Annotated in this window: 23 protein-coding genes; 15 read left to right on the forward strand and 8 right to left on the reverse strand. The window is 43.7% G+C overall.

Features of this window, described 5'->3' with window-relative positions:
- Positions 1-85: 85 nt before the first annotated feature.
- From ptsP to ACI882_RS08140, 8 genes are all read left to right on the forward strand, one after another.
- Positions 86-2,971: a phosphoenolpyruvate--protein phosphotransferase gene (gene ptsP / locus ACI882_RS08105; RefSeq protein WP_411742858.1), complete on the forward strand. Its 2,886-nt coding sequence runs from the start codon at positions 86-88 to the stop codon at positions 2,969-2,971.
- Positions 2,968-3,930, forward strand: a complete 963-nt coding sequence (gene pfkB, locus ACI882_RS08110; RefSeq protein ID WP_411742859.1) for a 1-phosphofructokinase — start codon at positions 2,968-2,970, stop codon at positions 3,928-3,930. The genes ptsP and pfkB overlap by 4 nt, the downstream gene beginning before the upstream one ends.
- A gap of 125 nt (positions 3,931-4,055) precedes the next feature.
- Entirely contained in the window at positions 4,056-5,441 is a 1,386-nt protein-coding gene (locus ACI882_RS08115) for a fructose-specific PTS transporter subunit EIIC (protein ID WP_411742860.1), read from the forward strand.
- Positions 5,442-5,764: 323 nt separating this feature from the next.
- Positions 5,765-6,856: a DUF1570 domain-containing protein gene (locus tag ACI882_RS08120; protein ID WP_411742861.1), complete on the forward strand. Its 1,092-nt coding sequence runs from the start codon at positions 5,765-5,767 to the stop codon at positions 6,854-6,856.
- 142 nt (positions 6,857-6,998) lie between these two features.
- Positions 6,999-7,445, forward strand: coding sequence for a hypothetical protein (locus ACI882_RS08125; protein WP_411742862.1), 447 nt, complete (start codon positions 6,999-7,001; stop codon positions 7,443-7,445).
- Positions 7,442-7,744: a hypothetical protein gene (locus ACI882_RS08130; protein ID WP_411742863.1), complete on the forward strand. Its 303-nt coding sequence runs from the start codon at positions 7,442-7,444 to the stop codon at positions 7,742-7,744. The genes ACI882_RS08125 and ACI882_RS08130 overlap by 4 nt, the downstream gene beginning before the upstream one ends.
- Before the next feature lie 189 nt (positions 7,745-7,933).
- Positions 7,934-8,056, forward strand: coding sequence for a hypothetical protein (locus ACI882_RS08135; RefSeq protein WP_411742864.1), 123 nt, complete (start codon positions 7,934-7,936; stop codon positions 8,054-8,056).
- Between the two features lie 35 nt (positions 8,057-8,091).
- The gene (locus ACI882_RS08140) at positions 8,092-9,090 is read left to right on the forward strand and encodes a CobW family GTP-binding protein (RefSeq protein WP_411742865.1); all 999 of its coding nucleotides are present in this window, start codon (positions 8,092-8,094) and stop codon (positions 9,088-9,090) included.
- Between the two features lie 91 nt (positions 9,091-9,181).
- Here ACI882_RS08140 and ACI882_RS08145 read toward each other — a convergent pair whose 3' ends face one another.
- From ACI882_RS08145 to ACI882_RS08160, 4 genes are all read right to left on the reverse strand, one after another.
- Positions 9,182-9,679 carry a cysteine hydrolase family protein gene (locus ACI882_RS08145; protein ID WP_411742866.1) on the reverse strand — a complete coding sequence of 166 codons (498 nt, stop codon included), beginning with the start codon at positions 9,677-9,679 and terminating at the stop codon, positions 9,182-9,184.
- Positions 9,672-10,637: a sensor domain-containing diguanylate cyclase gene (locus ACI882_RS08150; RefSeq protein WP_411742867.1), complete on the reverse strand. Its 966-nt coding sequence runs from the start codon at positions 10,635-10,637 to the stop codon at positions 9,672-9,674. The genes ACI882_RS08145 and ACI882_RS08150 overlap by 8 nt, the downstream gene beginning before the upstream one ends.
- 214 nt (positions 10,638-10,851) lie before the next feature.
- A complete protein-coding gene (locus tag ACI882_RS08155) occupies positions 10,852-11,199 on the reverse strand; it encodes a RidA family protein (RefSeq protein ID WP_411742868.1) in 348 nt (115 codons plus the stop codon).
- A 97-nt stretch (positions 11,200-11,296) separates the two neighbouring features.
- Entirely contained in the window at positions 11,297-12,214 is a 918-nt protein-coding gene (locus ACI882_RS08160; RefSeq protein WP_411742869.1) for a LysR family transcriptional regulator, read from the reverse strand.
- A 114-nt stretch (positions 12,215-12,328) separates the two neighbouring features.
- Here ACI882_RS08160 and ACI882_RS08165 point away from each other — a divergent pair, with 114 nt between their 5' ends.
- Together ACI882_RS08165 and ACI882_RS08170 are read left to right on the forward strand one after the other, a co-directional pair.
- Positions 12,329-12,880 carry a hypothetical protein gene (locus ACI882_RS08165; RefSeq protein ID WP_411742870.1) on the forward strand — a complete coding sequence of 184 codons (552 nt, stop codon included), beginning with the start codon at positions 12,329-12,331 and terminating at the stop codon, positions 12,878-12,880.
- Positions 12,881-13,332: 452 nt separating this feature from the next.
- A complete protein-coding gene (locus ACI882_RS08170) occupies positions 13,333-15,411 on the forward strand; it encodes an ExeM/NucH family extracellular endonuclease (protein ID WP_411742871.1) in 2,079 nt (692 codons plus the stop codon).
- Between the two features lie 125 nt (positions 15,412-15,536).
- Here ACI882_RS08170 and ACI882_RS08175 read toward each other — a convergent pair whose 3' ends face one another.
- Entirely contained in the window at positions 15,537-16,340 is an 804-nt protein-coding gene (locus ACI882_RS08175) for a DODA-type extradiol aromatic ring-opening family dioxygenase (protein ID WP_411742872.1), read from the reverse strand.
- 85 nt (positions 16,341-16,425) lie between these two features.
- Positions 16,426-16,872 (reverse strand): DoxX family protein, encoded by a 447-nt coding sequence (locus ACI882_RS08180; protein ID WP_411742873.1) that lies wholly within the window; start codon positions 16,870-16,872, stop codon positions 16,426-16,428.
- Positions 16,873-17,028: 156 nt separating this feature from the next.
- On the opposite strand from ACI882_RS08180, the gene ACI882_RS08185 reads away from it, so the two are divergent.
- The 5 genes from ACI882_RS08185 (at position 17,029) to ACI882_RS08205 (ending at position 23,581) form a co-directional block, all read left to right on the forward strand.
- Positions 17,029-17,955 (forward strand): LysR family transcriptional regulator, encoded by a 927-nt coding sequence (locus ACI882_RS08185; RefSeq protein WP_411742874.1) that lies wholly within the window; start codon positions 17,029-17,031, stop codon positions 17,953-17,955.
- Between the two features lie 489 nt (positions 17,956-18,444).
- Positions 18,445-19,617, forward strand: coding sequence for a N(2)-acetyl-L-2,4-diaminobutanoate deacetylase DoeB2 (gene doeB2 / locus ACI882_RS08190; RefSeq protein WP_411742875.1), 1,173 nt, complete (start codon positions 18,445-18,447; stop codon positions 19,615-19,617).
- 32 nt (positions 19,618-19,649) lie between these two features.
- Entirely contained in the window at positions 19,650-20,918 is a 1,269-nt protein-coding gene (locus ACI882_RS08195; RefSeq protein ID WP_411742876.1) for an aspartate aminotransferase family protein, read from the forward strand.
- Entirely contained in the window at positions 20,915-22,198 is a 1,284-nt protein-coding gene (doeA, locus tag ACI882_RS08200; protein ID WP_411742877.1) for an ectoine hydrolase, read from the forward strand. The genes ACI882_RS08195 and doeA overlap by 4 nt, the downstream gene beginning before the upstream one ends.
- A 21-nt stretch (positions 22,199-22,219) precedes the next feature.
- Positions 22,220-23,581, forward strand: a complete 1,362-nt coding sequence (locus tag ACI882_RS08205; RefSeq protein WP_411742878.1) for an NAD-dependent succinate-semialdehyde dehydrogenase — start codon at positions 22,220-22,222, stop codon at positions 23,579-23,581.
- 223 nt (positions 23,582-23,804) lie between these two features.
- Here the strand turns inward: ACI882_RS08205 and ACI882_RS08210 are convergent, their stop codons facing one another.
- Positions 23,805-24,113, reverse strand: a complete 309-nt coding sequence (locus tag ACI882_RS08210; RefSeq protein WP_411742879.1) for a chaperone modulator CbpM — start codon at positions 24,111-24,113, stop codon at positions 23,805-23,807.
- Positions 24,110-25,063 carry a DnaJ C-terminal domain-containing protein gene (locus ACI882_RS08215; RefSeq protein WP_411742880.1) on the reverse strand — a complete coding sequence of 318 codons (954 nt, stop codon included), beginning with the start codon at positions 25,061-25,063 and terminating at the stop codon, positions 24,110-24,112. The genes ACI882_RS08210 and ACI882_RS08215 overlap by 4 nt, the downstream gene beginning before the upstream one ends.
- Positions 25,064-25,198: the final 135 nt, after the last annotated feature.

Genomic DNA, 25,198 nt, shown 5'->3' on the forward strand with positions numbered 1-25,198 from the left:
CGAAATAGAGGTTGAACTTTTTGCTAAATGGATTCAGTATGCTTGCTAAATCGATACAGCAAAACAAGAATTAGGTGAGTATATTATGTTGGAACTAAAAAGCTCGGATATCCGACTCGATGCAGAGGCTGCAGATAAATCGGTAGCGATCTCACTGATCGTAGCGGACATGGTTGCCGATGGTATGGTGGCACCTGGCTATGAGGCGGGGATGCACGTTCGTGAAACTCAAACATCTACATACTTGGGTAATGGAATAGCGATTCCGCATGGAACCCCCGAAACGAAAGATCAAGTGTTAAAAACCGGCATAAAAGTTCTACGCTTTAAGCAGGGTATTGACTGGGGCGATGGCCAAATCGTATATACCGCCATTGGTATTGCCGCGAAATCGGATGAGCACCTGACGATATTGCGTCAATTAACGCATGTCATCGTGAATGATGAGCTGTCAGAGCGACTGCATAAAACTGAGCAAGTAGCTGAAGTGCTAAGCATTTTAAAGGGCGAACAGTTCGAACCTACGCTGCACATGGATACTCACTTAATTCGTACCAATGTGGATGTCCAGTATGTGACTGAAGCTATTTCATTGGCTGCCTCTGCGTTGTTTGCACAAGGGCTCTGTTCAACGCAAGAGCGTGACGAATTGATTAACAGCGAAGCACTAGATTTTGGTGAAGGTGTTTGGATTAACACGGTCAAAACTACAAATTTGCGACCTGCGCTGGCCATTGTTTCAAGCCAAGCGACGGTTCAAGAGGCATCAGGGCCGTTTAATATCCTTTTGTCACTTACATCAAACGGTAAAGTTCACAAGCCCTTATATGATCGTCTTTTACAGTTACAGCGGGATGGAAAACTGTCCCAATTGACGACTGAGAAAAATGCTGACAAGTTATTACGTTTGCTAAAAATGGAGGCTTTGGAAGGCGAGTCTATTGAAATACGCCTGCCGATTGAGCAAGGATTACATGCTCGCCCAGCATCGCATTTGGCAAAACTCATTAAGCAATTGAACGCCGACATATGGGTAGAGAATCTTGACGGTAATGACGGTGCGGTGCTTGGTACTAGCGTTGCGCGATTAATTGGTTTGGGTTTTTCGCATGGTGATCTCATGCGTTTTACTGTTACTAAGAGTGATGATCCGCAATCTGCACTGCGCCAATTAAGTACTGCTGTCTCTGAAGGATTGGGTGACGAAGTTAAACCAATTCCAGTGGATCATTCTCCCCAGGTTTCATCAACCGTTGTTGAAGCGCCTGCTCAAGAGCGCGTTGAATACAATGAAAAAATTTCTGGATTATGTGGCGCTCCTGGATTGGCCATAGGTACTGCACGCGTAAAAATTAAACAAGATTTTAGCTATCCTGAAAACAGTGAAAATCGACCTGACGAATCCAAACGTTTTCAAGATGCCTTGCAGCAACTAAATAAGACATTAAAGGGTTCATTGGCACACGAAACTAATGAAGCCAAGATGCAAATTCTAACCATGCACATTGAGTTATTGGATGATCCTGAATTTGTTGAAGCGACGCAGGAATTTATTTCCTCTGGCAAAACTGCGGAATGGTCTTGGATGGCTTCGGTTGAAGGAATTGCAGCGTCGTTGGAGCAACATTCTGAGGCATTACTTGCTGAACGTGCCAGTGATTATCGCGATCTGGGTTACCAGTTGATGATGATTTTAACTGGACAACAAGAGCAATCGACAGAAGCTCAGCCGCACATTGTAATTGCCGATGAAATTAATCCGTCGGATGTAGTGAAGTTCGATAAAAATATTGTTCAAGCCATTGTTACTGCTAAAGGAGGAGTGACTTCACATGCGGCTATTCTAGCCAGAGCTGCTGGCATTCCGTTATTGGTTGGTTGTGGTCCGGTCGTTTTAAACATTGCCGATGGCACACCTTTGGTCGTCGACTGTGATAATCGCTATTTTATGGCGGTTGAATCCGACTCGGCACTTAACGGTTTACGTGAGGAACAGAAGCAGCGTAAAGCTGAATATGAACGCGCTTTCGAGGATCGTTTTTTGCCGGCTACTACTGTTGACGGTGTCAACATTGAAGTGGTTGCAAATATATCAAGCTCTAGCCAAGTAGAAGATAGTTTGGGCTTTGGCTCCGAAGGTGTTGGCCTATTCCGGTCTGAATTTTTATATATGGCTCATCCTCAGGAGCCAACTCATGAGCAGCAAGTCGCGGAATATAAAGCGGCATTGGATGCCATGGCGACCGAAAATCAACCACTTATTGTGCGTACTTTAGATGTCGGTGGTGATAAGCCATTACCCTATCTAGCAATGCCTCAGGAAGAGAATCCATTTTTAGGTGTGCGTGGTGCTCGTTTATCCTTGTTATATCCTGATATGTTGAAGCGTCAATTACGTGCTTTGTTTGAGGCCGCAGACCGAGGCTTATTGCGGATCATGTTTCCGATGCTTTCTGACATTACAGAATGGCGTGCAATCAAAGAGATTTATAACGAAGTTGCTGAGGAGTATCCAGGTATTCAACTAGAGCTAGGCATGATGATTGAAGTGCCAAGTGCCGCGTTGATGGCTGACGTATTCGCGAAAGAATTGGACTTCTTCTCAGTCGGTACCAACGACTTAACTCAGTATACCATGGCGGTGGATCGCGGCCATCCAGTGTTGTCTAAGCAAGCCGATTCTCTTCACCCAGCAATTTTACGTTTAATTAAAACCACGGTTGATGCAGCCAAACGTAACGATATTTGGGTTGGTGTTTGTGGTGAGCTCGCAGCAGACCCTTTAGCGGCCGTGATTTTACTGGGGTTAGGTGTACGTGAATTGAGTATGTCACAAACTGCTATTCCTCAAATAAAAGCGAAGATTCGCAGCATAGATAGTTCCCAAGCTAAGATACTTGCGACGGCAGCTTTGGACGCGGAAAGCACCGAGGCGATCCGAGCTTTAGATCGTACGGGAGTGACAGCATGAATGACAACAAGATATTGACCATAACGCTTAACCCGGCGCTCGATCTCACAGTAAACACTGAGATTATTCATTTGGGCGAAGTGAATATTGCACAGCACGGCACACTTCATGCCGCTGGTAAAGGTATCAATGTTGCTAGAGTGTTAGTTGACTTGCAAATGAATGTGACAGCGACAGGTATTTTAGGCGCAAGCAATGAACAGGCGTTTACAGATCTTTTTCGTGAAAAAAATATTAGGAATGAGTTTTGTCGCGAAGCGGGCAATACGCGCATTAATGTTAAATTGACCGAAAGTAACCAGCGCACAACGGATATAAATTTGCCTGGTATTGATATCAGCTCCAATACCTTAGCGCGATTTAGACAAACCGTCTTTAATTTAGCCGAGCAGTTCAAAGTGGTCGTTTTTTCAGGAAGTTTGCCATGCGGAATCAGTCAATCTATTTACGCTGATTTAATTAGCCAAGTAAAAACGCTGGGTTGTTTAACCATTTTAGATACCAGCGGCGAAGCATTTTCTGAAGCCGTAAAGGCGGGTCCGACCATGGTGAAACCGAATCGTGAAGAACTTGCACAATGGCTCGGACGTCCAGTCAATGACATTCAAGATGAACAGAGAGCCGCTTTGAAATTGCAGTCCTATGGTATTAAGCAGGTGGTTGTGTCTGATGGTAAAAATGGCTTTCGTTGGTATGGCGAAAATGCCATTTACCATGTGACGTCACCAAAAGTATCTATGGTCAGTACGGTCGGCGCGGGCGACAGTCTTGTTGCCAGCCTAGCCTATGGTCTTGCTCGAGGCGAAAGCCCAAAACAAACTTTGGAACGGGCGGCGGCAATTTCGGCGCATGCCGTGGAGCAAGTAGGTGTTGGTATTGTCGATATGAATCGCCTTAAAGATTTACAACGCGAAGTGACGTTGACGCCACTGACATTCGAATCTTTAGCTGGGGAGTGACCTCTGCATTAATGGGTACTATCACTGGCTAAAATATTTTCAAACCGAATGGAACGGCAAACCAAGCGTTTCTTTCTAACACAAAACATAAACCAACAATAACAAGAGTAAAAGAGGTAATTTCAATGGATGCGTTAAATATCGTCGCTGTAACTGCTTGCCCTACAGGGGTGGCACATACCTTTATGTCAGCTGAGGCTTTAAAAACGGCTGCTGAAGCGAAGGGACATTCGATCAAAGTTGAAACTCGCGGTTCAATTGGAGCCGAAAATAAACTGACCAGCGATGATATTGCTCAAGCTGATTTGGTTATACTGGCCGTTGATATCGAGGTTGATACGACACAGTTTTCAGGTAAGCGTATCTACCGTACCAGTACAGGGAATGCGCTTAAAAAATCTGATGCAGTGATTGAGACCGCGATTAATGAAGCTACTGTTGAAAGCACCCAAGAAGCAGATGCGGCAAGTGGATTCAAAAAGGAAAAAACTGGGGCGTATAAACACTTGATGACGGGAGTGTCTTTCATGTTGCCCGTGGTCGTTGCTGGCGGTTTGATCATTGCTCTTTCATTTATCTTTGGTATTGAAGCATTTAAAACTGAAGGCACGCTCGCTGCCGCGCTGATGCAAATAGGTGGTGGATCTGCCTTTGCGTTAATGATTCCAGTGCTCGCTGGGTACATTGCGTTTTCAATTGCAGATCGGCCAGGATTAGCCCCCGGCCTTGTCGGAGGTATGTTGGCCAGCTCCATCGGTGCAGGTTTCTTAGGTGGTATCGCAGCTGGTTTTTTGGCCGGTTACAGTGCCAAGTTTTTAGCTGAAAAAATTTCGCTACCATCAACAATGGAAGCATTAAAACCAATTTTGATTATTCCATTGTTGGCAACTTTGGCCACTGGTTTGGTGATGATCTACATTGTCGGTGGGCCTGTAGCGGCAATTATGAATGCGCTAACGGACTTCTTAACAGGCATGGGATCAGCGAATGCAGTTGGCCTTGGTTTAATTCTTGGCGCTATGATGTGCTTCGATTTAGGTGGGCCAGTAAATAAAGCTGCTTATACCTTCGGAGTAGGTTTATTAGCGACACAAACATACGCTCCTATGGCAGCGGTTATGGCAGCGGGAATGACGCCTGCAATCGGTATGGGTATTGCAACATTCTTGGGCAAGAAATACTTTACCTCTGCAGAGAACGAAGCTGGTAAAGCATCGTTTGTACTCGGCTTATGTTTTATCTCCGAAGGTGCGATTCCGTTTGCTGCAAAAGATCCATTGCGTGTAATCCCAGTCGCGATGTTCGGGGGTGCGATAACGGGCGCGCTATCCATGTTGGTCAATGCTGAATTATTGGCACCACATGGCGGCATCTTTGTTTTATTTATTCCAAATGCGATTACTCATGTTGCTTTATACGTTGCAGCCATCGCCGCCGGTTCATTAGTCACCGGTGTTGGTTACTTCTTGTTGAAGGCACGTTTCGAGAGTCGCCAATTACAGGAAAATTGAGAGTATAATCAACGCTAATGCCAGTCTAAAAAGGTGAATGGGGGAACCTATTCACCTTTTCCTTGTAACTGCTTAAGTCAACGAAACACTAAAGCAATCAAGAAAAACCTAAAATAACCCCAGATTTTAGACTATTCAATTTGAAATCCACTCCAAAATAGCGTTACATCTAAGTTAATCTACAAAAGTGCCTTATTTGCTTATATATAAAATGAAACAACCTACACCATGGCAAAGAAAAGTAGAAAAGCTTCCAGTGCAGGCTTCTAAAGGGATATAGTTTTAATTGATATAACACAGCAAGTGTCTATGCGGGGAATATTATGAGAGTCGTTCTACGTATTGTCTTATGGCTTACTACCATTTTTTTAGTTTTAGAGGTAACGGGTACCACCCATTATCTAAGCTACATTTATGAGAATAAAATTTCACCTCTTTTATCCTCACAGGAAGTTATTCCAAGCATAAGCAATGTTCCAAATCTAAAGTTGCCGAATATCGAATCTGAATCCAATTTTGTCGGCATCAACTGCATAGACAAAAGTGATGTAGTTGCTGTCAAACAGGGGCAGTATTACACTTGGAGAGATTCAGATGGGACTGTTCACTTTGCTGATCAGCCTCCTGATGTTGGCGACTACAAGCATGAAACTCTGCCCGATTCACGAAAGGACTATTTTTCTTTGAGTTTCGACTATAAAGGTCGAAATTTTCCTCCCTATTTTAATAATAAGGCTGAAAACGGAGGCAAAGCAGTCATCAAAGCCATCGAAGGTTTGCTGCCAAACCAGGTTTTGGCTAAAACCCACCTTCAGGTTACCATTTATAACAACTCCAAAGCATTTCATGATTATCGAATTCAACATACCGACATAAGTTCTTCAAGTATCAATGGATTCTATTCAGGTCGGCTTAATCAGATTATGGTTTTGCACCAAGGTGACGACAAACAAACCATTCAGACCACGCTCCACGAAATTACGCATGCAATTCAAGCGAAGCAATTTGCGCGGGCGGGCGGTTGGTTTACGGAAGGTGTTGCTGAGTATTTTGAGCACATAGAAACACTAGGGAATTCAAGTTTTGTGCCGATTAATGAATACTACCTAGGTTTTTTAAGGAATAAACAAAATAGGCTGGCTACTCGCCACTTATTGACCGCTGATTACGGACAGTGGAAGGGGAGTATGAGATCAAAATACTACGCAAATTCATGGGCACTGTCATATTTCTTGATGACTAAAAGCAGACGAAATATCATGTCTGAATACCTGACTCATATCGTACAGAATAAGTGTGAGGTAATTGATAACATTCGATTTTTTGAAACTCACTATCCTGGGGGTATTGTAAAGCTCAATCGGGATGTTGATACTTGGCTATACAGTGATCACAGTGTGCCCAATTATCATTAACCACGTTAATAGCGATAAAAGTGTCCGATCTTTAGAACTGATAATATAGTCACAATAATTCAGGTAAAACACCTGTAATATACGCACATGAATTTAGCTAAAAACTAGGGCAAGAAGCCCTTTTTACTTAAAAGGATTGAATATGATTAACCCAAAAAGCTCAACTAGTTTTTTTATCAACTCAAATCATAAAGTACGTCATTGGATATTATTCTTCATTGTTCATTCACTCTTCATTGTTATGGTTCTAGATATTGCCAATAAAAGAGATATGTTGGCATTCGCTAGACTCGGCCCTGGCCTATTAGTGATAACATTTTACTTTACCTACTGCGTATGTTGTGAAGAACCCATCGTTGCCATTTTCAAACAACATATTGAAATTAAGCCTTCACCCATCGCATTCCCTGCTTTTTTGAAGCTTGATGACATTTCAAGCTGTTCATTTTTACGAAACAAAATAGTAATAATTTATCACCAGAACAAGAGACTAAAAATACCTCATAGGCTTTTTGATGGAGATAGTTTGGCAGAGTTAAAGGCCAATTTGGCCCGTCTTGTTACGTTAGAGGAGGGAGCTAAGCTATGAGAGTATCTAAGCTACTTTGTTGGTCAATTATTGTATTGGCGATATTGTGCCTTGCACTATACTTTGCTGTAGTTGAAGGAGGCTTAGATATAAATTTGGCCTATGCTAGCATCGCAATTCTGACCATTGGTTTAGTGGGGGTTGCCTTGATGCAAGGTGGATATAGTAAATTTGGTTTTTTGCTAGTCTTCTTCGGAAACCTTCTCTTTTTACCTCTAGGCCTTTTACCCATTTTATTAGCCCGTAAAGTTTTGGAAGAAGATATAAGGTCTGAGATATTCAAAACCTATGCAGATTAATTACAATAGAGGGTGCTAGTCTTTCTTTCGATGTAATTGACAGTAACAACTATGCCACTAAAGGCTACTGACAGGTTTTGCCAAGTATTTTAATCATACTCCCCAAGTCACTAGCCATCCGAAAAAAAGCGATCTAAGATAAATAACAGCATTAAACTGAACTGATGAATCTACAGGTAGGGAAGTATTATGGCCTTTGTATTAAAAACACGTCAAGAAGATTTCGATGGCTTCTACGTTGGCCGTATCTTACCCAACGCAACATATAGAATGATTGGTCCTTTTGTCTTTATTGATCACATAGAGCTGTAATTCCCATTTTTTTAACTCCTGTAAAAGAGCGCACTATGAACAAGCATCAAATTCACGCGGTACCGACAAACATTATCACGGGCTTTTTAGGCGTAGGTAAAACGTCTGCGATTATGCATTTGTTGAAACAAAAGCCCAAAGCTGAGCGTTGGGCGATTTTAGTTAATGAGTTTGGTGAAATTGGAATTGATGGTAGCTTGTTCAAAGGTCAGCAATCGGAAGAGCAAGGTTTTTTTATTCGTGAAGTGCCTGGCGGGTGCATGTGCTGTGCGGCGGGTGTTCCCATGCAGGTTGCATTGAACCAGCTTCTTCTAAAAGCGAAACCAGATAGATTATTGATTGAGCCAACCGGTCTTGGTCATCCACTGGAAGTGTTGCAAGTTTTGAAGTCAGAACATTATAAAGAATCTCTTCTGTTGCAGAAAACTATAACACTTGTCGATGCCCGAAAGCTAACGGATCTGAGATACACCAGCCATGATACATTTAACCAACAAATTGCCATGGCCGATATTATTATTGGCAACAAATTAGATTTATATCAAGGTGAGGACCAAGCGAATTTATTGGCTTATGTGAAAGCGATTGGCAAAGCAAGCGCACAAATTGAGTTTACGCAACAGGGTGAAATCGACTTGTCTTTGTTACAAGGTAGTAACCTGACTGATTCTGTAGCAGCCGCCAGTCATCATCACTCTCACGATAGTCAAACCTTAGCAGCTGACCTTCCGATACCCGAATGCGGATTCATTAAAGCGACAAATCAGGGCGAGGGGTTCAGCAGTATTGGCTGGCGTTTCTCGGCGGATAAAATATTTAATCACCGTCGTTTGTTTTCCTTCTTAGCTGACCTGAAGGTAGAACGAATGAAAGGGTCTTTTATAACCGATAACGGCCTAATTGGTTATAACCTAACAACAGATGCGTTGACGGCAACTGATTTACAAGAGTGCCTTGAAAGCCGTATTGAAATCATCGCTGACAGTATTCGTGATGACTTAGAGGTTGAATTATTATCGTGTTTAGATTCCTAGCCTGAGTGGCTTGAGATCTAAGGTGATAATACTAGAGTAAGCCACCGTATCTATTTCACACCATAACTTACGGTAGAAAAATAGTTTATATTTAGGGCGTTTTTCGAATGAGCGCCCGAATAGCCGCGTGAGAAATCAAATTTCGATCTTGCATTAACATTTCGGCACGTAGGGGCTTAGGGCTCATAACACCTTCTTGTAGTACGGTCGCCGTTATTCCAACTTCGCTAGCCCCATTATAAGTAAAGACCACACATTGTTCCGCAGCTTGGCCGCATAAAATGATAAAGTCTATGTCTAGATCTTTTAAAGTATCTGTTAAATTGGTCTTGAAAAAAGCGTTGGAGTATTCTTTCTCTATGTGTAAATCAGATTCCTTTACAGTAATTTCGTTATAAATCTTTAAATCATTCGCAGTTAATTCATCGGCTTCACTGACGTCCCGAATGTGAATGACCGTTTGTCCGGCGTTTCTCATTAATTGGCTGCAATAGTTTATAACTTCGCAAGTATCATTGATTACTTGGGAATCGGAGTACTCTTCAATAAAGGCATTTTGCATGTCTATAATAAGTAAAGCACTATTCACTGGTATCGCTCCTTTTATGTTTGTACATTTCTGCATCGGCCTGTTCTATCATGGCCTCTAGTGGTATCTCACTGTGATGAGGAAAGTGAGCGACGCCTACACTGTACTCAATTTTAAATGGTTTCTTGCTGGATAAGTTGAATTCATCTAAATTTTTCTTCAGGCGCTCTAAAACGGAATGAACCTTTTGCTCGTTAGAATCGGTTAACAGAGCAATAAATTCATCTCCACCCCATCGGCCGGCTACGTCACACTCCCGAATTGTATTTAAGAGTACTTGGGCGAATTTTTTTAGAGCATAATCACCTTCATGATGCCCATAGGTATCGTTTATGATTTTTAGTTTGTCTAAATCTAAAAATATAGTTGTAAGAGACATCTCTTTTCGGTTTGCAAATTTCTGCGTGTGTTCTGCGAGTGATAGAAACCCACGCCTATTTGAGATTAACGTCAGCTCATCTAGGGTTGCTGTCTCAATAGCTTGAATCTCTTGTTCTATCATGCCACCTAAATCACGTAATAACTGCTTATCTTCTTCATCCAAATCTCTTGGCTTATCGTCGATAATACACAAGGTACCAATATTGATGCCTTGTCTCAGCTTTAAAGGATAGCCTGCATAAAAACGAATATTAGGGTCGGCTGTAACTAAAGGGTTATCGTAGAATCTATGATCTTCAATAACGTTTGGCACAACAAAGAGTTCGTCTTCTAAAATAGCATGACCACAAAAGGAAATGTCACGAGGAGTCTCCGTTACATCTACCCCTTGTTTAGACTTAAACCATTGCCTATGTTCATCTATCAGACTCACTAATGAGACTGACACACCAAACATTCGCTTAGCCATACGCGTAATTCGGTCAAAACGCTCTTCATTCGAAGAATCTAAAATTTTTAGTGTTTGCAGGGCATGAAGTCGCTCAGCTTCGTTCTCAGGTATTTCTGGTGCTTGCATAGAAGTCCTCTTACTCAAGCTTTTGATAGCAAGTTCCTTTGCACGATAGACACTTCGGTAGCGCCGGTGGTGTTGCTTTTGATCGCCCTGAAACCATACACACGTAAAGCATAGTCTATATCTGCCGAAATGCATTTATAGCGGAGGGAAGAGATCTGTTTTCATTTGTTGTTGAAGAGGAAAGGGGCAGTATGCCCCTAAATCAATTTGAAGCTTATACTGCCGCAATCACACTCATTTCAACCAACAGCTCAGGCCGAGCCATTTTAGCTTCAACACAAGCTCGTGCGGGCGCTAAACCTTCAGGTACCCATGCATCCCAAACTGCATTCATGCCCTGAAAGTGGTCCATTGAACTGACGTAAATGGTAACCGACAGTAAGCGTGTCTTGTCGGTTCCGACAGACGCTAGCAGCTCGTCAATTTTTGCTAAAGTTGTTTCGGTTTGGCCGGTGATATCAGCGGATGCGTCAGCGGCAACTTGGCCACATAGATAAACGGTGTTGTTGTGCACCACCGCACGACTCATGCGTTGCTTGGTCTCAAATCGTTCGATCGTCATAAAAGAGCCTTTAAAAAGTGAGTGATTATTAATAATTGTTGTCGACATAATAACATTATCGTTAATAAGTATTGCAAGCACTAAGCCTAAGGCTTTGTTAGCTTAATTTAGGTAGCAACGTCAGGCCTTCCGTTCGTATGTATTCTAAAAATACCCGTGCAATGGGTGAAAAGCTCATTGTCGATGACCAAACAAACGACCACTGGCTTAGGATTGGAAAGTCTTCAATCGTCAGCCGCTTAACGCCCTCATCGCCGCCATAGCTTAAGGCATGTTCAGATAAAATAGAAAAACCTAAGTCTTCCATGACGCAATGCCGTATGGCTTCATTGCTTTCAATGGTCATTCTGATTTTTTTATTAACCTTGTGTTCTTTAAAGTGCTGATCGATTGCAAATCGAGTTCCTGAACCTGGTTCACGAACTAAAAAGTCGAGCTTTAATAGCTCAGACAAACTAACTTTTGCCTTGCGTGCTAGGGGGTTGTTCGTAGACACAATGGGGATCAAGGGGTTTGGTGCAAATCTTATGGCTTCAATGTTTTCTACGTTTGGAATATGGCTAAAAACATATAAGTCGTCTTCGCCGTTTTTTAAGCGATTGACGGCTTGTTCCCTATTGCCCACATTTAATTGTACATCGATATTTGGATAACGTTGACAAAAAGGACCTATTAGGTGGGGAATAAAGTATTTAGCGGAGGTAACGACGGATAAATTTAACGTTCCTCGGGTTAAGCCATGCATTTGAGACATGTTGCTGTGTAAAGTCTCAAGCTCATGAACGATGATTTTGGCGGAATTCACCAGCATTATCCCTGCATCGGAGAAAACTAATCGCTTGCCAATTTGGTTATATAACTGAATGTCATGTTGATCTGCGAGCTTTTTCAATTGCATAGAAACCGTCGGCTGGGTTAAACCAAGACTGACGGCTGCTTTTGAAATTGAGCTTAATTTGTAGACTTCGAGCAAAATTTGGAATTGCCGCAGGGTTCCTAAGCGATTGATATTCATTGGTTAGCTCACTCAATATAGCTTTTAATCTATGAATAAGATCAAAATTATCTATTTTTATTTATGTGGGAATATAACCAATATAGATTTTGTGTTCAACATAGGAGAAACCCAATGAACAATATCAACGTAATTATGCCTGTGATTGGTTTTCTAAAGGTTGGCGGTCAGTATAAATCTATTCTCGACTTATTAGACGCTCAGCATGCAACGTTACATTTGGTCACTGAATTTGAGTTAGACCCAGTCGAGTTTGGAGATGCGTCGACGCTATCGAACCACCAAGTTCAGCTAATTCGTCTGTATAAGTATTTGAAACACGAATTATTAGATCGAATTTCATGTGCAATAGAGGAGACTCACAAAAATATCACCATAAAGCGTCACGTGGTCACCGGGCCCCTGGTACAAGAGGTAACTAAGCTAAGCGCTTCCCTTGAATTTAGCTTTTTATTGGCAGATGAAAGCAACTTGGGCGAGTCAATCATTGCGTATTTGGAGCAAGACATCAGCTTGAAGGTTTGTCGTGTTGAGAAAGACTCAGGCGTTAACCTAGAGACCCTAGCTGAATTGGACGCATTCAGCGAATGCGAGCAGCTAGCTGGGGTCCATTATCAAAATGTAAACTTAGAAAGCGCAAGGTCGGCCCGTCATTCTATAGGTTAACCTTATGAGCTCACTGAGGTGGAGCCGATAGTAAAAAGACCGTATTGATATCAAGAAGAAGGCTCACGTTACTGCTTGGTAAGCATAGAGTTAAGTAGATGTTTTCTATGGTTTGAATAGATCAATATCTATTAGTTGATTTATAGCTAAGGGTTGCTCGCTTTGTGTTTAGGCCTGGATCAGTTGCGCTTGTACTTTTTAAAGTAATGAAATGGAAACGACAAGCTCTGAAGGGTCGGCTAGATAACCCGCATAAATTTAATCCAGTAAAAAAATAAAGAAGCATGTCCTATATCATATTTTCCCCCAATTTAAATTGTTTCGTCCAGTTGTTGTTGTGATTGAGCATGGCTTAAGGCAGATTACCCAAACCAAAACTAACCGTTTGGTCAATAAATTGGTTCTGGTCTACGAACCAGAACGTTGTGTTCATAAAAAATTAGGATGTAACCATGACAAAAAAAATAACATCGTTACCAATAATGCTCGGGTCAGTGCTTGCGATCGTAACGACTTTGCCTGCTGTTGCTGCCCCGGCTCCATCACCAGTCCCGGTCGGGGTTTGTGGTGATGCCGCTACACTTATTTCTGCCATACAGGGCTCGGTAGCTGCCAGCCCAGAGAAAGATAACTTCCACGTTGTTGAGGCGGTTATTCATCAGCTTGCATCTGGTTATAGCGGCGTTTTTATACAGGAAGAAGCAGCTGACTATGATGCCGACCCACAAACCTCTGAAGGTCTATTTGTCTATTTAGGGTCAGACTACGACACCTATGTAGCAACGCATAGTCTAGATGTTGGCACCAAATTACGTTTGACCGGCAAGGTAAGTGAATATAACAATGTCACTCAGCTGGGCAATATTTCAGATCAAGCAGTTTGTGCGCAAGGTAGTGTGGTTGCGCCCACTGCAATTGAGTTTCCGTTAGCCGCTGCAGACCAACTAGAAGCCTTGGAAGGCATGTCAGTCAATGTTACGTCGAACATGCTCGTGAGCGACTTTTTTGGGAACTTCTACAGCTGGATGAAAAACGGCCAGTTCCTCGCCTCAACTCAGCTTCATTACCAACCTAACGCCATAGCGGTGCCGTCTAAAGTCGCTTTTGATACCGCAGTTGACAACCGAATTCTAGATTCCATTCTAGTCGATGACGGAACATCGTGGAAAAACCCAGATTCAATGCCATTTCCGACTGATGCTGGTTTTAGCAATACGAACTACATTCGAGTTGGCTATACATTATCTGGTTTAGAAGGGGCAATACATGGATCTGGGTATTACAAAGATAAGATTGCCTATGCTCTTATTCCATCTGCGGCCCCTACTTTTGATTCGGCAGGTTTTGAGCGTACGTTAGAGCCAACTGTTGACCGAAGTGGAAACCTGACGGTTGCCAGTATGAATGTCTTGAACCTCTTTAATGGGCTAGAAGATTCTGCTGTAAATGGTGGTTTGACTTTTTTCCCGACTAAAAAAGAAGTGAGTGACAATAACTATAACTATCGTGGCGCTTATTCCGAAAGTGATTACATGATACAGCGAGGTAAAATTGTTAAAGCACTGGCAGCAATCGATGCCGATCTAATTGGTTTGATGGAGATAGAGAACGATGGCTTCGGTGAGTTAAGTGCAATTCAAGACTTAGTGAAGGCTTTGAACGCTGAAATGCCAGTCTCTCAGCAATATACTTTCGTAAACCCAAACACGGTTTCCGGTAAAATTGGCACTGACGCCATTGCGGTTGGGCTTCTATATCGTTCTGGTGTGTTAACGCCAAAAGGTCAAGCGTTGATTTTGGATTCAGATAATTCTCCTGTAGATGACAATGGCGATGCTCTATTCCTAGATTCAAAAAACCGTCCATCGTTAATTCAGACCTTCGTTCATACTGAAACTGGGGAAACCTTTACCGCTTCTATTAACCACTTAAAATCAAAGGGAAGCACTTGTGCATCGCTTGGCGATCCTGAGCTTGAGGACGGCTCTGGCAATTGCAATGAGACTCGTACGCGTGCGGTAGAGGGCTTAGTTAAGTTTATTAACCAAAGTAGCGCTCTTGACGCAAGTCGACTACTGATTATGGGCGATATGAATTCCTATGCGAAAGAAACGCCAATTGCTAAATTTGAAGAAGCCGGCATCGTTAATCTAAAATCGACTGACAAAGCCACAGAAGCTAAGCCGTTTAGTTACAGTTATGGCGGCATGCTCGGAAGCTTAGATTACATCCTTGCAAATGACAAATTGACTGATGAACTGTTGAGTATTGATGCATGGCATATTAACTCACTCGAATCTCCAGCCTTTGATTATGATACAAACTTAGATCCTTATGATAGCAATGATACGTATGCTGAAATTGATCCGTTTTATTCATCGGATCACGACCCGATTATTGCAGCATTTAATCTAGTCAAAGCAGAGCCTGCACCAACTCCAGCGAAGAAGAAAGGTGGCTCGATGGGTGCTGTTTCAATCCTATTGTTTGCATTCCTTGCAGTGTTCCGTAAGTTTAAGATAAAAGTATAAAGTAAGGTTTTAAAAAAGAACCTTAAAACTCAAAAGCTTGGAAAACCCTAGCGGGGTGTTCCAAGCTTTTTTTATAGCGTGAGCTGTTGTGTTATTCAATTGGTTATTAGGTGAGATTGAAGCCGCTAAACCTGCCAACTAAACATCGAAGCCTTCTTGTTCATGACAACAGCCGTGAAATACCCATCGCTGGCTTTGCCGGCCATGCCGTAGCAAACATGAAGTGGCAGTAGATGTTCTTCTCTAGGGTGGCAAAAGCGACCGTCTGGTGCTTCGTCCCATTGAGCGAGGCGTTTATATCGATCATCCTCAGAAAGCTCGGTATCGGTTACTGTTTCTTTTAGCCAGTTGTCAAAAGCGATGTTCTTTCTATTCGCCATTTCGCCGTCAGCATTAAAAAACGTGCGCATATTGTGGTATGAAAACCCTGAGCCAATCACCAATAAATTATCAACATCTAAAGCTTGTAACGCTTTGCCAATTTCAAGATGTGCTTGTGCGTCTAATGTGTGAACCAAAGAAAGCTGTACCACTGGAATATCAGCCTCTGGGAACATAATTTTCAGGGGCACAAACATGCCATGATCAAAGCCTCGGTGTTCATCTAAAGCCGCTTCAATGCCTGCATTGGTTAAGGCTCTATAGATTTTATTGGCTAGGTCTGGTTGTCCAAAGCTAGGGTATCTAATCTCATAAGCTTCTGCAGGAAACCCGCCGTAGTCGTAAATTAACTCTGGTTTTACCGAGGCCGTAATAGTTGGAACAGAGGCTTCCCAGTGGGCGCTGATGACTAAAATAGCGCTGGGTTTGCCCACTTGGGTTGCCATGCAATTTAAAGTATCGATCATCTCTTGGTGATTAGGGTCGCCTAATAAAGGCAAAGGGCCGCCACCGTGAGCGATATACATAATATGACTTTGCTTGTTCATTATTACCCCTATCTAAAACGAACTTGAGCCTAGAGAGATAAACGCTGTAAATTGCTTATACCTTTAGGCCCTCTATCACTAAAATTTACTTCAATTTACGGCCTAGAACGTTATCAATAGAGAACGCACCGGCACCTTGAATAGTCAGAGCTGCTGTCGCAGCTAACAAGGCTAATGCATATTCATAACCATTGTTAGTTAATAAAAAGCCGCTGCTCAAATGCACGGTTACAATAGCGACTATCATCGTAAAAGCACTGACTAATGCAGCTGGACGCGTGAGTAAGCCAATGATAAGTGCGATACCTCCAAAAAATTCTGCACTTCCCGCTAACAACGCCATTAAATAGCCGGGTGTTAAGCCAATGCTTGCCATCCATTGACCGGTGCCTTCCAAGCCAAAGCCACCGAACCATGCAAAGAGTTTCTGAGCACCATGAACCGATAAGATGATGCCGACAGGTATGCGTAGAATAGTCGCGCCTAGACCAGCGTTAGAGTTCAATAGTTTTGCGAGTGTTTGCTTGTTCATGGTTTTAGTTCCAATTAATTAGTAAATGTATGTTCAGCTCTTATGAGCCTCAATCAGTTTGAGACAAAGGTTACGCAGCATAGATTCATAGATAAACAGCTATTTTTATGATTAACTCCCAATGAATCGTTGGCAATGTTGATTGGGAACTGATAAATGGATCGAATTGAAGCAATGAAAGCCTTCGTGGCCGTTGTCAATGAAGGCAGTTTCACCAAAGCTGCCGATAAGCTGGGTACCTCTAACCAGCTGGTCAGTAAATATGTCGCTCAGCTAGAAGAGCATTTAGGCGTACGCCTTTTTAACCGCACGACCCGTAAGGTTCACTTAACGGAAGCGGGTATGCAGTGTGTCCATCAATCACGTGACATTCTCGAACGCATTAATGATATGGAAGGCGATTTAGGCGAACTGATGAACCAGGCACAGGGGCTTTTGCACATTAGTGCACCGGTTTCATTTGCGATAATGCATCTAGCACCGTTAATTCGAGATTTTAAGCGCGCCAACCCTGCTGTGGGCATCGACATTCAAGTGAATGATCGTAAAGTTGATGTGGTTGAAGAGGGTTTTGATGTTGCACTGCGTATTGGTCAATTAAAAAGCTCATCCTTGATTGCCAAAAAAATAGTGCCAATCAAGTTAGTGCTTTGTGCCTCACCTGAATATCTTGAACTGCATGGCACACCTGAGCACCCTCGTGATTTAATCCCCGAGCATTACTTGCGCTACAGCTACATGGACAGTGGGCAGGCTAAGTCACCGTTGCTAGATGCGCTAAAACAATCAACACGTGAACGCAGTTCCGGTGTTGCTTCCAATAACGGAGACATTCTTGTCTCGGCTGCCATTGCCGGTGAAGGTTATGCATTACAGCCAACCTTTATGGTTGGTGGTGCGATTAAGAGCGGGCAATTAACGGTAATACTTAAAGAGTTCCAACCTGAGCCTCTTGGCTTGTACGTTGTGTATCCGCATCGAAAATTGTTAGCGACAAAGCTAAGGGTGTTTATAGATTTTTTGAGTCATTACTATGGGGAAGTTCCCTATTGGGATGATTATGAAGACAGTAGTTCGGCATAGACATGAAAAAATAAACCAGCGTAAGGGTGATCAGTTGCACCTTCGCAGTTCAATTTTGATAAACGGTCGAATGTGCTTTATTAGTGCAGTATACAGCTTGCGAACATTAACCTGAGTACAAAAAATTAAGTACTCAATTTACTGTTAGACTATTGTTAGTTTGCATTATTTGAAAGACTGTGCCAATGTGATTTTGGTGCTGTGACTTTTGCGTTGCAGTAAAGCCTAAAAACTCATTTACATAATAAATATCAGGGAGGGTATCGCCATGGCTTCAAGCGCTAAAGTATTTGCAGTTATCCCTAAAAATTCAGTGTCTGCGCTGAATCCTGAGTTTATGTCCCCGCAAAACATCACCGCTTAACGGTGGGCTTCGCAGCTTTTCGGCTGCACACCTAGCATTTTCTAAATATCTATTAATCAGTCATCAGGTGCGTGAGCACTTGGTTATGTTTGATATGTGGCTCCTTTTTTTATGAAGTGAATGTTATGCAAAACTATTGGCAGGAAACACTGGTGTTTGCCCGTGATTTTCGGCGTGCGTTGCATACGCAGCCGGAACTCGCATGGCAAGAAACCAATACGGCTCAACGGATTCGACAAGAATTAACGGCGTTGGATATTCCTTGGCGTGCTTGTGCCGAAACAGGAACGTTAGCCACATTGGCGGGCTCAAAAAGCGGTAAACATATTGCCTTGCGTGGAGACATAGACGCATTAGCTATTTTTGAAAAATCTAATGTCGAGTGGGCTTCGCAATATGAAGGTAAAATGCACGCCTGTGGGCATGATGGGCACACCGCTGCACTGTTAGCGAGCGCTCGGTGGTTAAAGCATAACGAATCGTTACTGGAGCGCCCAGTCTCGTTAATTTTCCAACCAGCGGAAGAAGGCGGTCATGGCGCTAAACGCATGATCGAAGAAGGCGCTTTAGATGGAATTGATGAAATATATGGCTGGCATAATTGGCCCGCTATTAAATATGGTGAAATGGTTTGCCCCGATGGTGTAGTCATGTGTGGCAATGGCACCTTTACTATCCATTTAACCGGCATTGGGGGCCATGCGAGTCAACCTGAAATTTGCGCAGACCCCGTGCTCGCCGCTGCCGCTATCACGCTAAATCTACAGCAAATTGTGAGTCGCCGTTGCGCACCGCAATCGCCAGTTGTGGTGAGTGTTACCAATGTTCAAGCGACAAGTGGGTTAACGGTTATTCCCGAATCTGCGATTTTGTCCGGTTCTATTCGTGTCCCCGACAAAAAAACCAAACAGCAAGTAAATGAGTGGATTGAGCAAATTAGTATTGATACTGCACGAACCTATGGCGTGGAGTGTCGTGTTGAAATTCAGCCTCGTTACAACGCCACCATTAACCATGCGGAGCAAGCCGCAACGGCACGTCAAGCATGGTGCTCTGTGTTTGGTAAGCAAACTTTAGCAGACGACATTGCACTGCCAATAATGGCGTCTGAAGACTTCAGTTATTACCTAGAAAAAATTCCTGGGGCATTTGCTCTCATTGGTGCTGACGATGGTGAAAACCATCATCACCCATGTCATAGCCCCTATTACGATTTCAATGATCAATTGTTGGAAAAAGTTGTGCGTTGGTACGCACGCCTCGCCGGTGTAAAAACACCAAATCTAGAGTCAAAATAAATGCAGGCAAAGATCTGCAGTGGAGGAAATGCATGAGTATTTTTGAACAACGTGAATCAAACCTTAGAGCTTACAGCCGTGTTTACCCAACGGTTTTTGATAAAGCGATAAACGCACGCCAGATAGATGAAAATGGTCGCGAGTTTATTGACTTTTTCGCCGGTGCAGGTGTTCTAAATTTTGGCCACAATAATGAGAAAATGACCAAAGCAGTCATCGAATATATTCAGAGCAATGGTGTAACGCACAGCTTAGATATGAGTACTACCGCCAAACGCTCCTTTATGGAAACTTTTTTAGAGGTGGTGTTAAAGCCAAGAGGCATGCCGCATGTAATGCAGTTTGTTGGGCCAACCGGCACCAACGCCGTGGAAGCCGCAATGAAGCTTGCACGTCGCGTAACTGGGCGACAGAACATAATTGCCTTTAACCATGCATTCCACGGGATGACATTGGGTTCATTGGCGGCTACCGCTAACGAATATTTTCGTGGTGCCTCTGGGGTACCTTTATCGCATGTCTCCCATTACCCATTTGGCTGTGAGCAACTGTGCCAAGGCTGTGAATTAGGCTGCGGCATGGACAGCCTAGATGCTTTGCGTGCGCAACTTGAAGATGGCTCTTCTGGCTTAGAAAAGCCGGCCGCTTTTATGTTGGAAGTGATTCAAGCCGAAGGTGGGGTCAACATAGCAGATAAACACTGGTTAAAAGAAGTTGAAAAACTGGCTAAAGATGTAGGCGCATTGTTTATTGTTGATGAAATTCAAGTCGGGATGGGCCGCACGGGTTCGTTCTTTAGCTTTGATGACTACGACATAAACCCAGATGTAATTTGCATGGCAAAAGGTTTAGGTGGTTTAGGTACACCACTGGCAATGAACTTAGTGAAGCCAGAATTAGATCAACATTTATCGCCCGGGGAGCATACGGGTACCTTCCGCGGTCAGAGCATTTCATTTGTTGCAGGAACAGAAGCGCTTAAGTACTTCCAAGATGATGTATTAATGAAAGAAGTTGCACGCAAAACGGAACTAATGAATGGCATGCTGGCAGAGTTAGGCACTATAGATGGCGTACAAATTCGCGGCAAGGGCATGATCATGGGTATTGATGTCGGTGACGGCGCCATTGCCAAAAAAATAGTCGCGGGCTGTTTTGAGGGTGGCGTCTTGTTAGGTGCCTGTGGAACGGGAGGCCGAGTTATTAAACTTATTCCGCCACTCACCATCGACGATGCCGACCTAACGGAAGGCATGAATACAATCATAAACGTAACGCTTGAAGCCTTGGGGGTGTTATGAACAAAAGAGAAGATATGACCTTCGCACCTGAAGAATACGAGCGTCGGTTATTTGAATTACGGCAACGTATTGAAGCACGGTGTTTAGATGCGGTGGTCATCACTGACCCTGAAAACATAATGTACTTAACTGATTATCAGACAACCGGCTATTCGTTCTTTCAGGCGCTAATTGTGCCGTTGGAGCAAGAGCCGTTCATGATAACTCGGGCGTTAGAGGAGTCGAATGTCATTCATCGGACATGGGTGCAAGTAACACGACCGTACCCTGATACGGGCGATGCTATTCAGATGTTGGTCGATGCCTTACGTGAATTTAACTTAGCCGATAAGCGCATAGGTTATGAACGCAACAGTTACTTTTTCCCAGCTTATCAACAAGATTTTATTCACACCACCTTAACCAGTGCGAAATTACTGGACTGTTTTGGCATTGTGGAAGAAGGTCGTATCTGTAAATCTGCCGCTGAAATTGAACTCATGAGAAAGGCTGCATTTGCTACCGAGGCTGGCATGAAAGCAGGGCTTGCAGCATCGGTAGCGGGTGTCACAGAAAATGATATCGCCGCAGAAATTTGTTCGGCTATGTTTCGTGCCGGTGGTGAAGCGCCTTCGGTCATGCCTTACGTAACTTCTGGGCCACGCACTATGATTGGCCACGCCACCTGGGAAGGGCGCAAAGTATTACCGGGAGAGCATGTGTTCCTTGAAGTGGGTGGTTGTTATCGTCGTTACCACACCGCAATGATGCGTACGGCAATCAATGGAGAGCTCACCGACTCGATGTACAAGTCTCAAGAGTTGATGAAATTAGCGCTCACCACTTTGCACGATTATGTGCAACCCGGCATGACGGTTTCAGATGTCGATAATTTGGTGCGCAATATTATTTCACACAATGATGTCGGTGCACGCTTGGTGACTCGGTCGGGTTATTCCATCGGTATCGCTTTTCCGCCGAGTTGGGACGAAGGTTATATTTGCAGTTTAAAACAAGGGGATTCCACTATCCTACGTGAAGGCATGACGTTTCACATTATTCCTTGGATGTGGGGTGTCGATGGTAATAAAACCTGCGGTATTTCGGACACCATTTACGTTACAGATACGGGTATTCAAAGTTTCTTTAGTCTGGATAAAGATTTCACACTACATCCTGGCTCCGGAAACTCGAATGAAATAATTACAGATATCTCAAAAGTATCGAAACCTGAGTTGCCAGACGTTCAGAGTAAAGAAAACGACAGCAAACATAAAAAGAAAAAAGCTACCGATGCTTGAATAAAATTTCTAGGAGTGACTATGTTACAAACGATTAACCCCAGCACCGGGCAGTTGATTAACGAGTACCCCGTGTTGACTGAAAGTGAAATAGATACACAGATAGAGAATGCTCAATCCGCATTTTTGTCATGGCGTTCATTCACTTTAGAGCAACGCGCTGCCGTGTTGTTAAAGGTCGCCGCTGTGCTGCGAAAAAACAAAGCAGCCATTGGCCAGCAGATGACCGATGAAATGGGTAAGCCCGTAAAAGAAGCCGGTCCAGAAGTTGAAAAATCTGCCAGCTGTATTGATTTTTACGCGGCGAATGCCGAAGCCTATTTGGCAGATCGAGAGCTGCCCTCAGACGCAGGGCTCAGCTATGTGAAACATCAACCTTTAGGTGTGCTTTTAGGTGTCTTGCCTTGGAATGCGCCGCTGTGGATTGCATTTCGATACTTAACCCCTGCCTTAATTGCTGGCAATACCTGTGTCATGAAGCATGACCCACATGTCCCCGGTTGTGCGGCGGCAATTTTGGATGCCTTTGTTGAAGCTGGCGCACCTGATGACATCGTGGTGAACTTGCCCATCGCGACTGAAAATGTAGCACACGCCATTCGCCACCCGGCTGTTCAAGCGGTGTCGTTTACGGGTTCTGCGAAAGCAGGCGGCATTGTTGCCTCAGTTGCCGCTGCAGAAATAAAGCATGCGGTATTGGAGTTAGGCGGTTCTGATCCGTTTATCGTCTTAGCCGATGCAGACTTAGACGCAGCTGCCGACGTCGCCTGTTTATCAAGAACCATAAACGCCGGGCAATCTTGTATTGCAGCAAAGCGGATCATTATTGAAGCACCAGTTTACGAGGCATTTGTCGAAAAGTTAAAACAACGCTTAGCAAAACTAAAGGTAGGCGACCCGAATCAACCCGATACCGACTTAGGACCGATAGCGCGTGCAGACTTACGCGATAACCTGCATCGCCAAGTACAAGAAACGGTAAAACAAGGCGCGCAACTGGTCATGGGCGGAGAGTGTCCCGAAGGGCCAGGTTTCTTTTACCCAGTCACGTTATTAGCCGATGTTAAGCCCGGAATGTGTGCGTTCACTGAAGAAGTGTTTGGGCCAGTGATGGTTGTGTGTAAGGCTGATGATTCAGCTCATGCGTTAACCTTGGCAAACGACACCGAGTACGGTTTAGGCGCAGGTATTTGGAGCGCCGACACCAAAGCCGCGGAACAAATGGCTTGGCAAATAGAGTCCGGACAGGTGGCGATTAACGGCATTGTTAAAACCGATCCACGTTTGCCAAGTGGCGGCATTAAACGTTCAGGCTACGGTCGTGAACTAGGGCCGCACGGTATTCTAGAATTTGTGAATGCAAAGCAAATTTGGATAAAGTAACCATTCAAGGCTTTAGTCCCGTTTTCTAAAAACCCATAAGGCAGCTAAACATAGCTGCTTTTTTATTTTTTAAAATGGATTCCTCCGACAGACTATCCGGAGCTGAGGTGTTGTAAAAATAAGGCGTTCATTGGCATGGATGCCAATGACGAGCCCCCATGGACGGGTTCACAGCGCCCTTATTTTTACAACACCTCAGCGCAGACTCACACACGCAGAATAGTTAACCCTCATCTACAAAACGTTGCAATAATCGGTTAATACGACGGTTCTCTTTTTCCAAAGCATCTTTTTGACGCAACAGCTTTATCACCATAGAAACGGCCACCCAATCTATTTCAAAATCTAGGCGTAAGCGTGATGCCTTTTTAATCCAATAAACACTGCTGGCTTCAAACTCCCACTTTTCAACAGCTGCTCGGTTGTTAGGGGTCACAATGCCGTATTCAACAATCGCGACTATATATTCACCCTCTATACCTTCAGTTCGGCAAAGTTCATGGTAAGTAATGTTGTTGAGGTTATCGGTCATGATGAAACCTCCCAATCTGTGCGTGGATTAAAGTTCTCGCTGTTTGCCAGTGCTTGCCAATGTTCAGCCGCTTTTACGCTCGCTTTATCAGGCATCACCACCTTTACAATGGCATATAAATCGCCAGTTATCGAACGAGTTTTTAATCCTCTGCCTTTAATCCGAAACCTCTTTCCGGTTTGGGTGTTTGGAGGAATGGTTAGACTTATTTTGCCCGTTAAAGTTGGCACCGTAACTTTGGTGCCTAAAGCAGACTCCCATGGTGCCACCGGAACGGTAATAAGTAAGTCGTGTCCGCTGACATCAAACATAGGGTGTGGCACTAAGCGAACATGTAAGTATAAATCACCCGCAGCTCCCTTGTTGGTGCCCGGTCCGCCTTGCCCCGCTAAACGAATACGCTGCCCATCGGCAACACCTTGAGGAATTGTAACGTTCAAGTGCTTTTTTAGCGGCTTGATTAGGCCATTTTCCTGGACGTTAAGCGTATATTCGACCACTTTCTTAAACGCAGCCAGCGTTTCCTCTAAGAATATAGGTAACTCAAGCTCAACATCTTGGCCACGAGTTGATTGTGGCTCTCGGAAATTAGCCCCAGAAAAACCTTGGCCTGAGCCAAAGATAGAGTTAAAAAAGTCTGAGAAATCAGCATCAGCCGCACTGGAGCCCTGGAAGCCTGAGCCTTGTTTTGGTTGCCAACCCGGAGGCGGCGTAAAGCCAGACTTAGACTGGCGGCCATATTTGCGTAATTCGTCAAACTCAGCGCGACGGCTATCACTTTTAAGGACCTGGTAGGCCTCCGCAACTTCTTTGAATTTATCCTCAGCACCTTCGTCTTGATTCATATCGGGGTGATATTTTTGCGCCAATTTACGATAAGCGGCTTTAATGGCTTTACCGTCAGCGTCACTGCTTACTCCCAATATTTGGTAGTAATCTTTAAATTCCATAGCCCCTCCACTCAATAGTCATAACGAATACGGTGCTTTTCTGGTTTTAACACAAAGCACACGATTAGTACTTATATGGGGGTGTATGATTTTTAAGCAATGTTATTTATCGCGAACCTAGAAAATGTTTTCCAT

Origin of the sequence: Reinekea sp. (genome assembly GCF_046710285.1) — a bacterium.
Lineage (GTDB): Bacteria > Pseudomonadota > Gammaproteobacteria > Pseudomonadales > Natronospirillaceae > Reinekea.

Coding starts and splice junctions, on each gene's coding strand:
- ACI882_RS08135 (WP_411742864.1), top strand. CDS start 7,934: ATGGCCTTTGTATTAAAAACACGTCAAGAAGATTTCGATGGCTTCTAC.
- ACI882_RS08170 (WP_411742871.1), top strand. CDS start 13,333: ATGACAAAAAAAATAACATCGTTACCAATAATGCTCGGGTCAGTGCTT.
- ACI882_RS08185 (WP_411742874.1), top strand. CDS start 17,029: ATGGATCGAATTGAAGCAATGAAAGCCTTCGTGGCCGTTGTCAATGAA.
- ACI882_RS08140 (WP_411742865.1), top strand. CDS start 8,092: ATGAACAAGCATCAAATTCACGCGGTACCGACAAACATTATCACGGGC.
- ACI882_RS08130 (WP_411742863.1), top strand. CDS start 7,442: ATGAGAGTATCTAAGCTACTTTGTTGGTCAATTATTGTATTGGCGATA.
- ACI882_RS08120 (WP_411742861.1), top strand. CDS start 5,765: ATGAGAGTCGTTCTACGTATTGTCTTATGGCTTACTACCATTTTTTTA.
- ACI882_RS08180 (WP_411742873.1), bottom strand. CDS start 16,872: ATGAACAAGCAAACACTCGCAAAACTATTGAACTCTAACGCTGGTCTA.
- doeA (WP_411742877.1), top strand. CDS start 20,915: ATGAACAAAAGAGAAGATATGACCTTCGCACCTGAAGAATACGAGCGT.
- ACI882_RS08210 (WP_411742879.1), bottom strand. CDS start 24,113: ATGACCGATAACCTCAACAACATTACTTACCATGAACTTTGCCGAACT.
- ACI882_RS08215 (WP_411742880.1), bottom strand. CDS start 25,063: ATGGAATTTAAAGATTACTACCAAATATTGGGAGTAAGCAGTGACGCT.
- ACI882_RS08125 (WP_411742862.1), top strand. CDS start 6,999: ATGATTAACCCAAAAAGCTCAACTAGTTTTTTTATCAACTCAAATCAT.
- ACI882_RS08150 (WP_411742867.1), bottom strand. CDS start 10,637: ATGCAAGCACCAGAAATACCTGAGAACGAAGCTGAGCGACTTCATGCC.
- ACI882_RS08205 (WP_411742878.1), top strand. CDS start 22,220: ATGTTACAAACGATTAACCCCAGCACCGGGCAGTTGATTAACGAGTAC.
- ACI882_RS08165 (WP_411742870.1), top strand. CDS start 12,329: ATGAACAATATCAACGTAATTATGCCTGTGATTGGTTTTCTAAAGGTT.
- ACI882_RS08155 (WP_411742868.1), bottom strand. CDS start 11,199: ATGACGATCGAACGATTTGAGACCAAGCAACGCATGAGTCGTGCGGTG.
- ptsP (WP_411742858.1), top strand. CDS start 86: ATGTTGGAACTAAAAAGCTCGGATATCCGACTCGATGCAGAGGCTGCA.
- pfkB (WP_411742859.1), top strand. CDS start 2,968: ATGAATGACAACAAGATATTGACCATAACGCTTAACCCGGCGCTCGAT.
- doeB2 (WP_411742875.1), top strand. CDS start 18,445: ATGCAAAACTATTGGCAGGAAACACTGGTGTTTGCCCGTGATTTTCGG.
- ACI882_RS08175 (WP_411742872.1), bottom strand. CDS start 16,340: ATGAACAAGCAAAGTCATATTATGTATATCGCTCACGGTGGCGGCCCT.
- ACI882_RS08160 (WP_411742869.1), bottom strand. CDS start 12,214: ATGAATATCAATCGCTTAGGAACCCTGCGGCAATTCCAAATTTTGCTC.
- ACI882_RS08195 (WP_411742876.1), top strand. CDS start 19,650: ATGAGTATTTTTGAACAACGTGAATCAAACCTTAGAGCTTACAGCCGT.
- ACI882_RS08115 (WP_411742860.1), top strand. CDS start 4,056: ATGGATGCGTTAAATATCGTCGCTGTAACTGCTTGCCCTACAGGGGTG.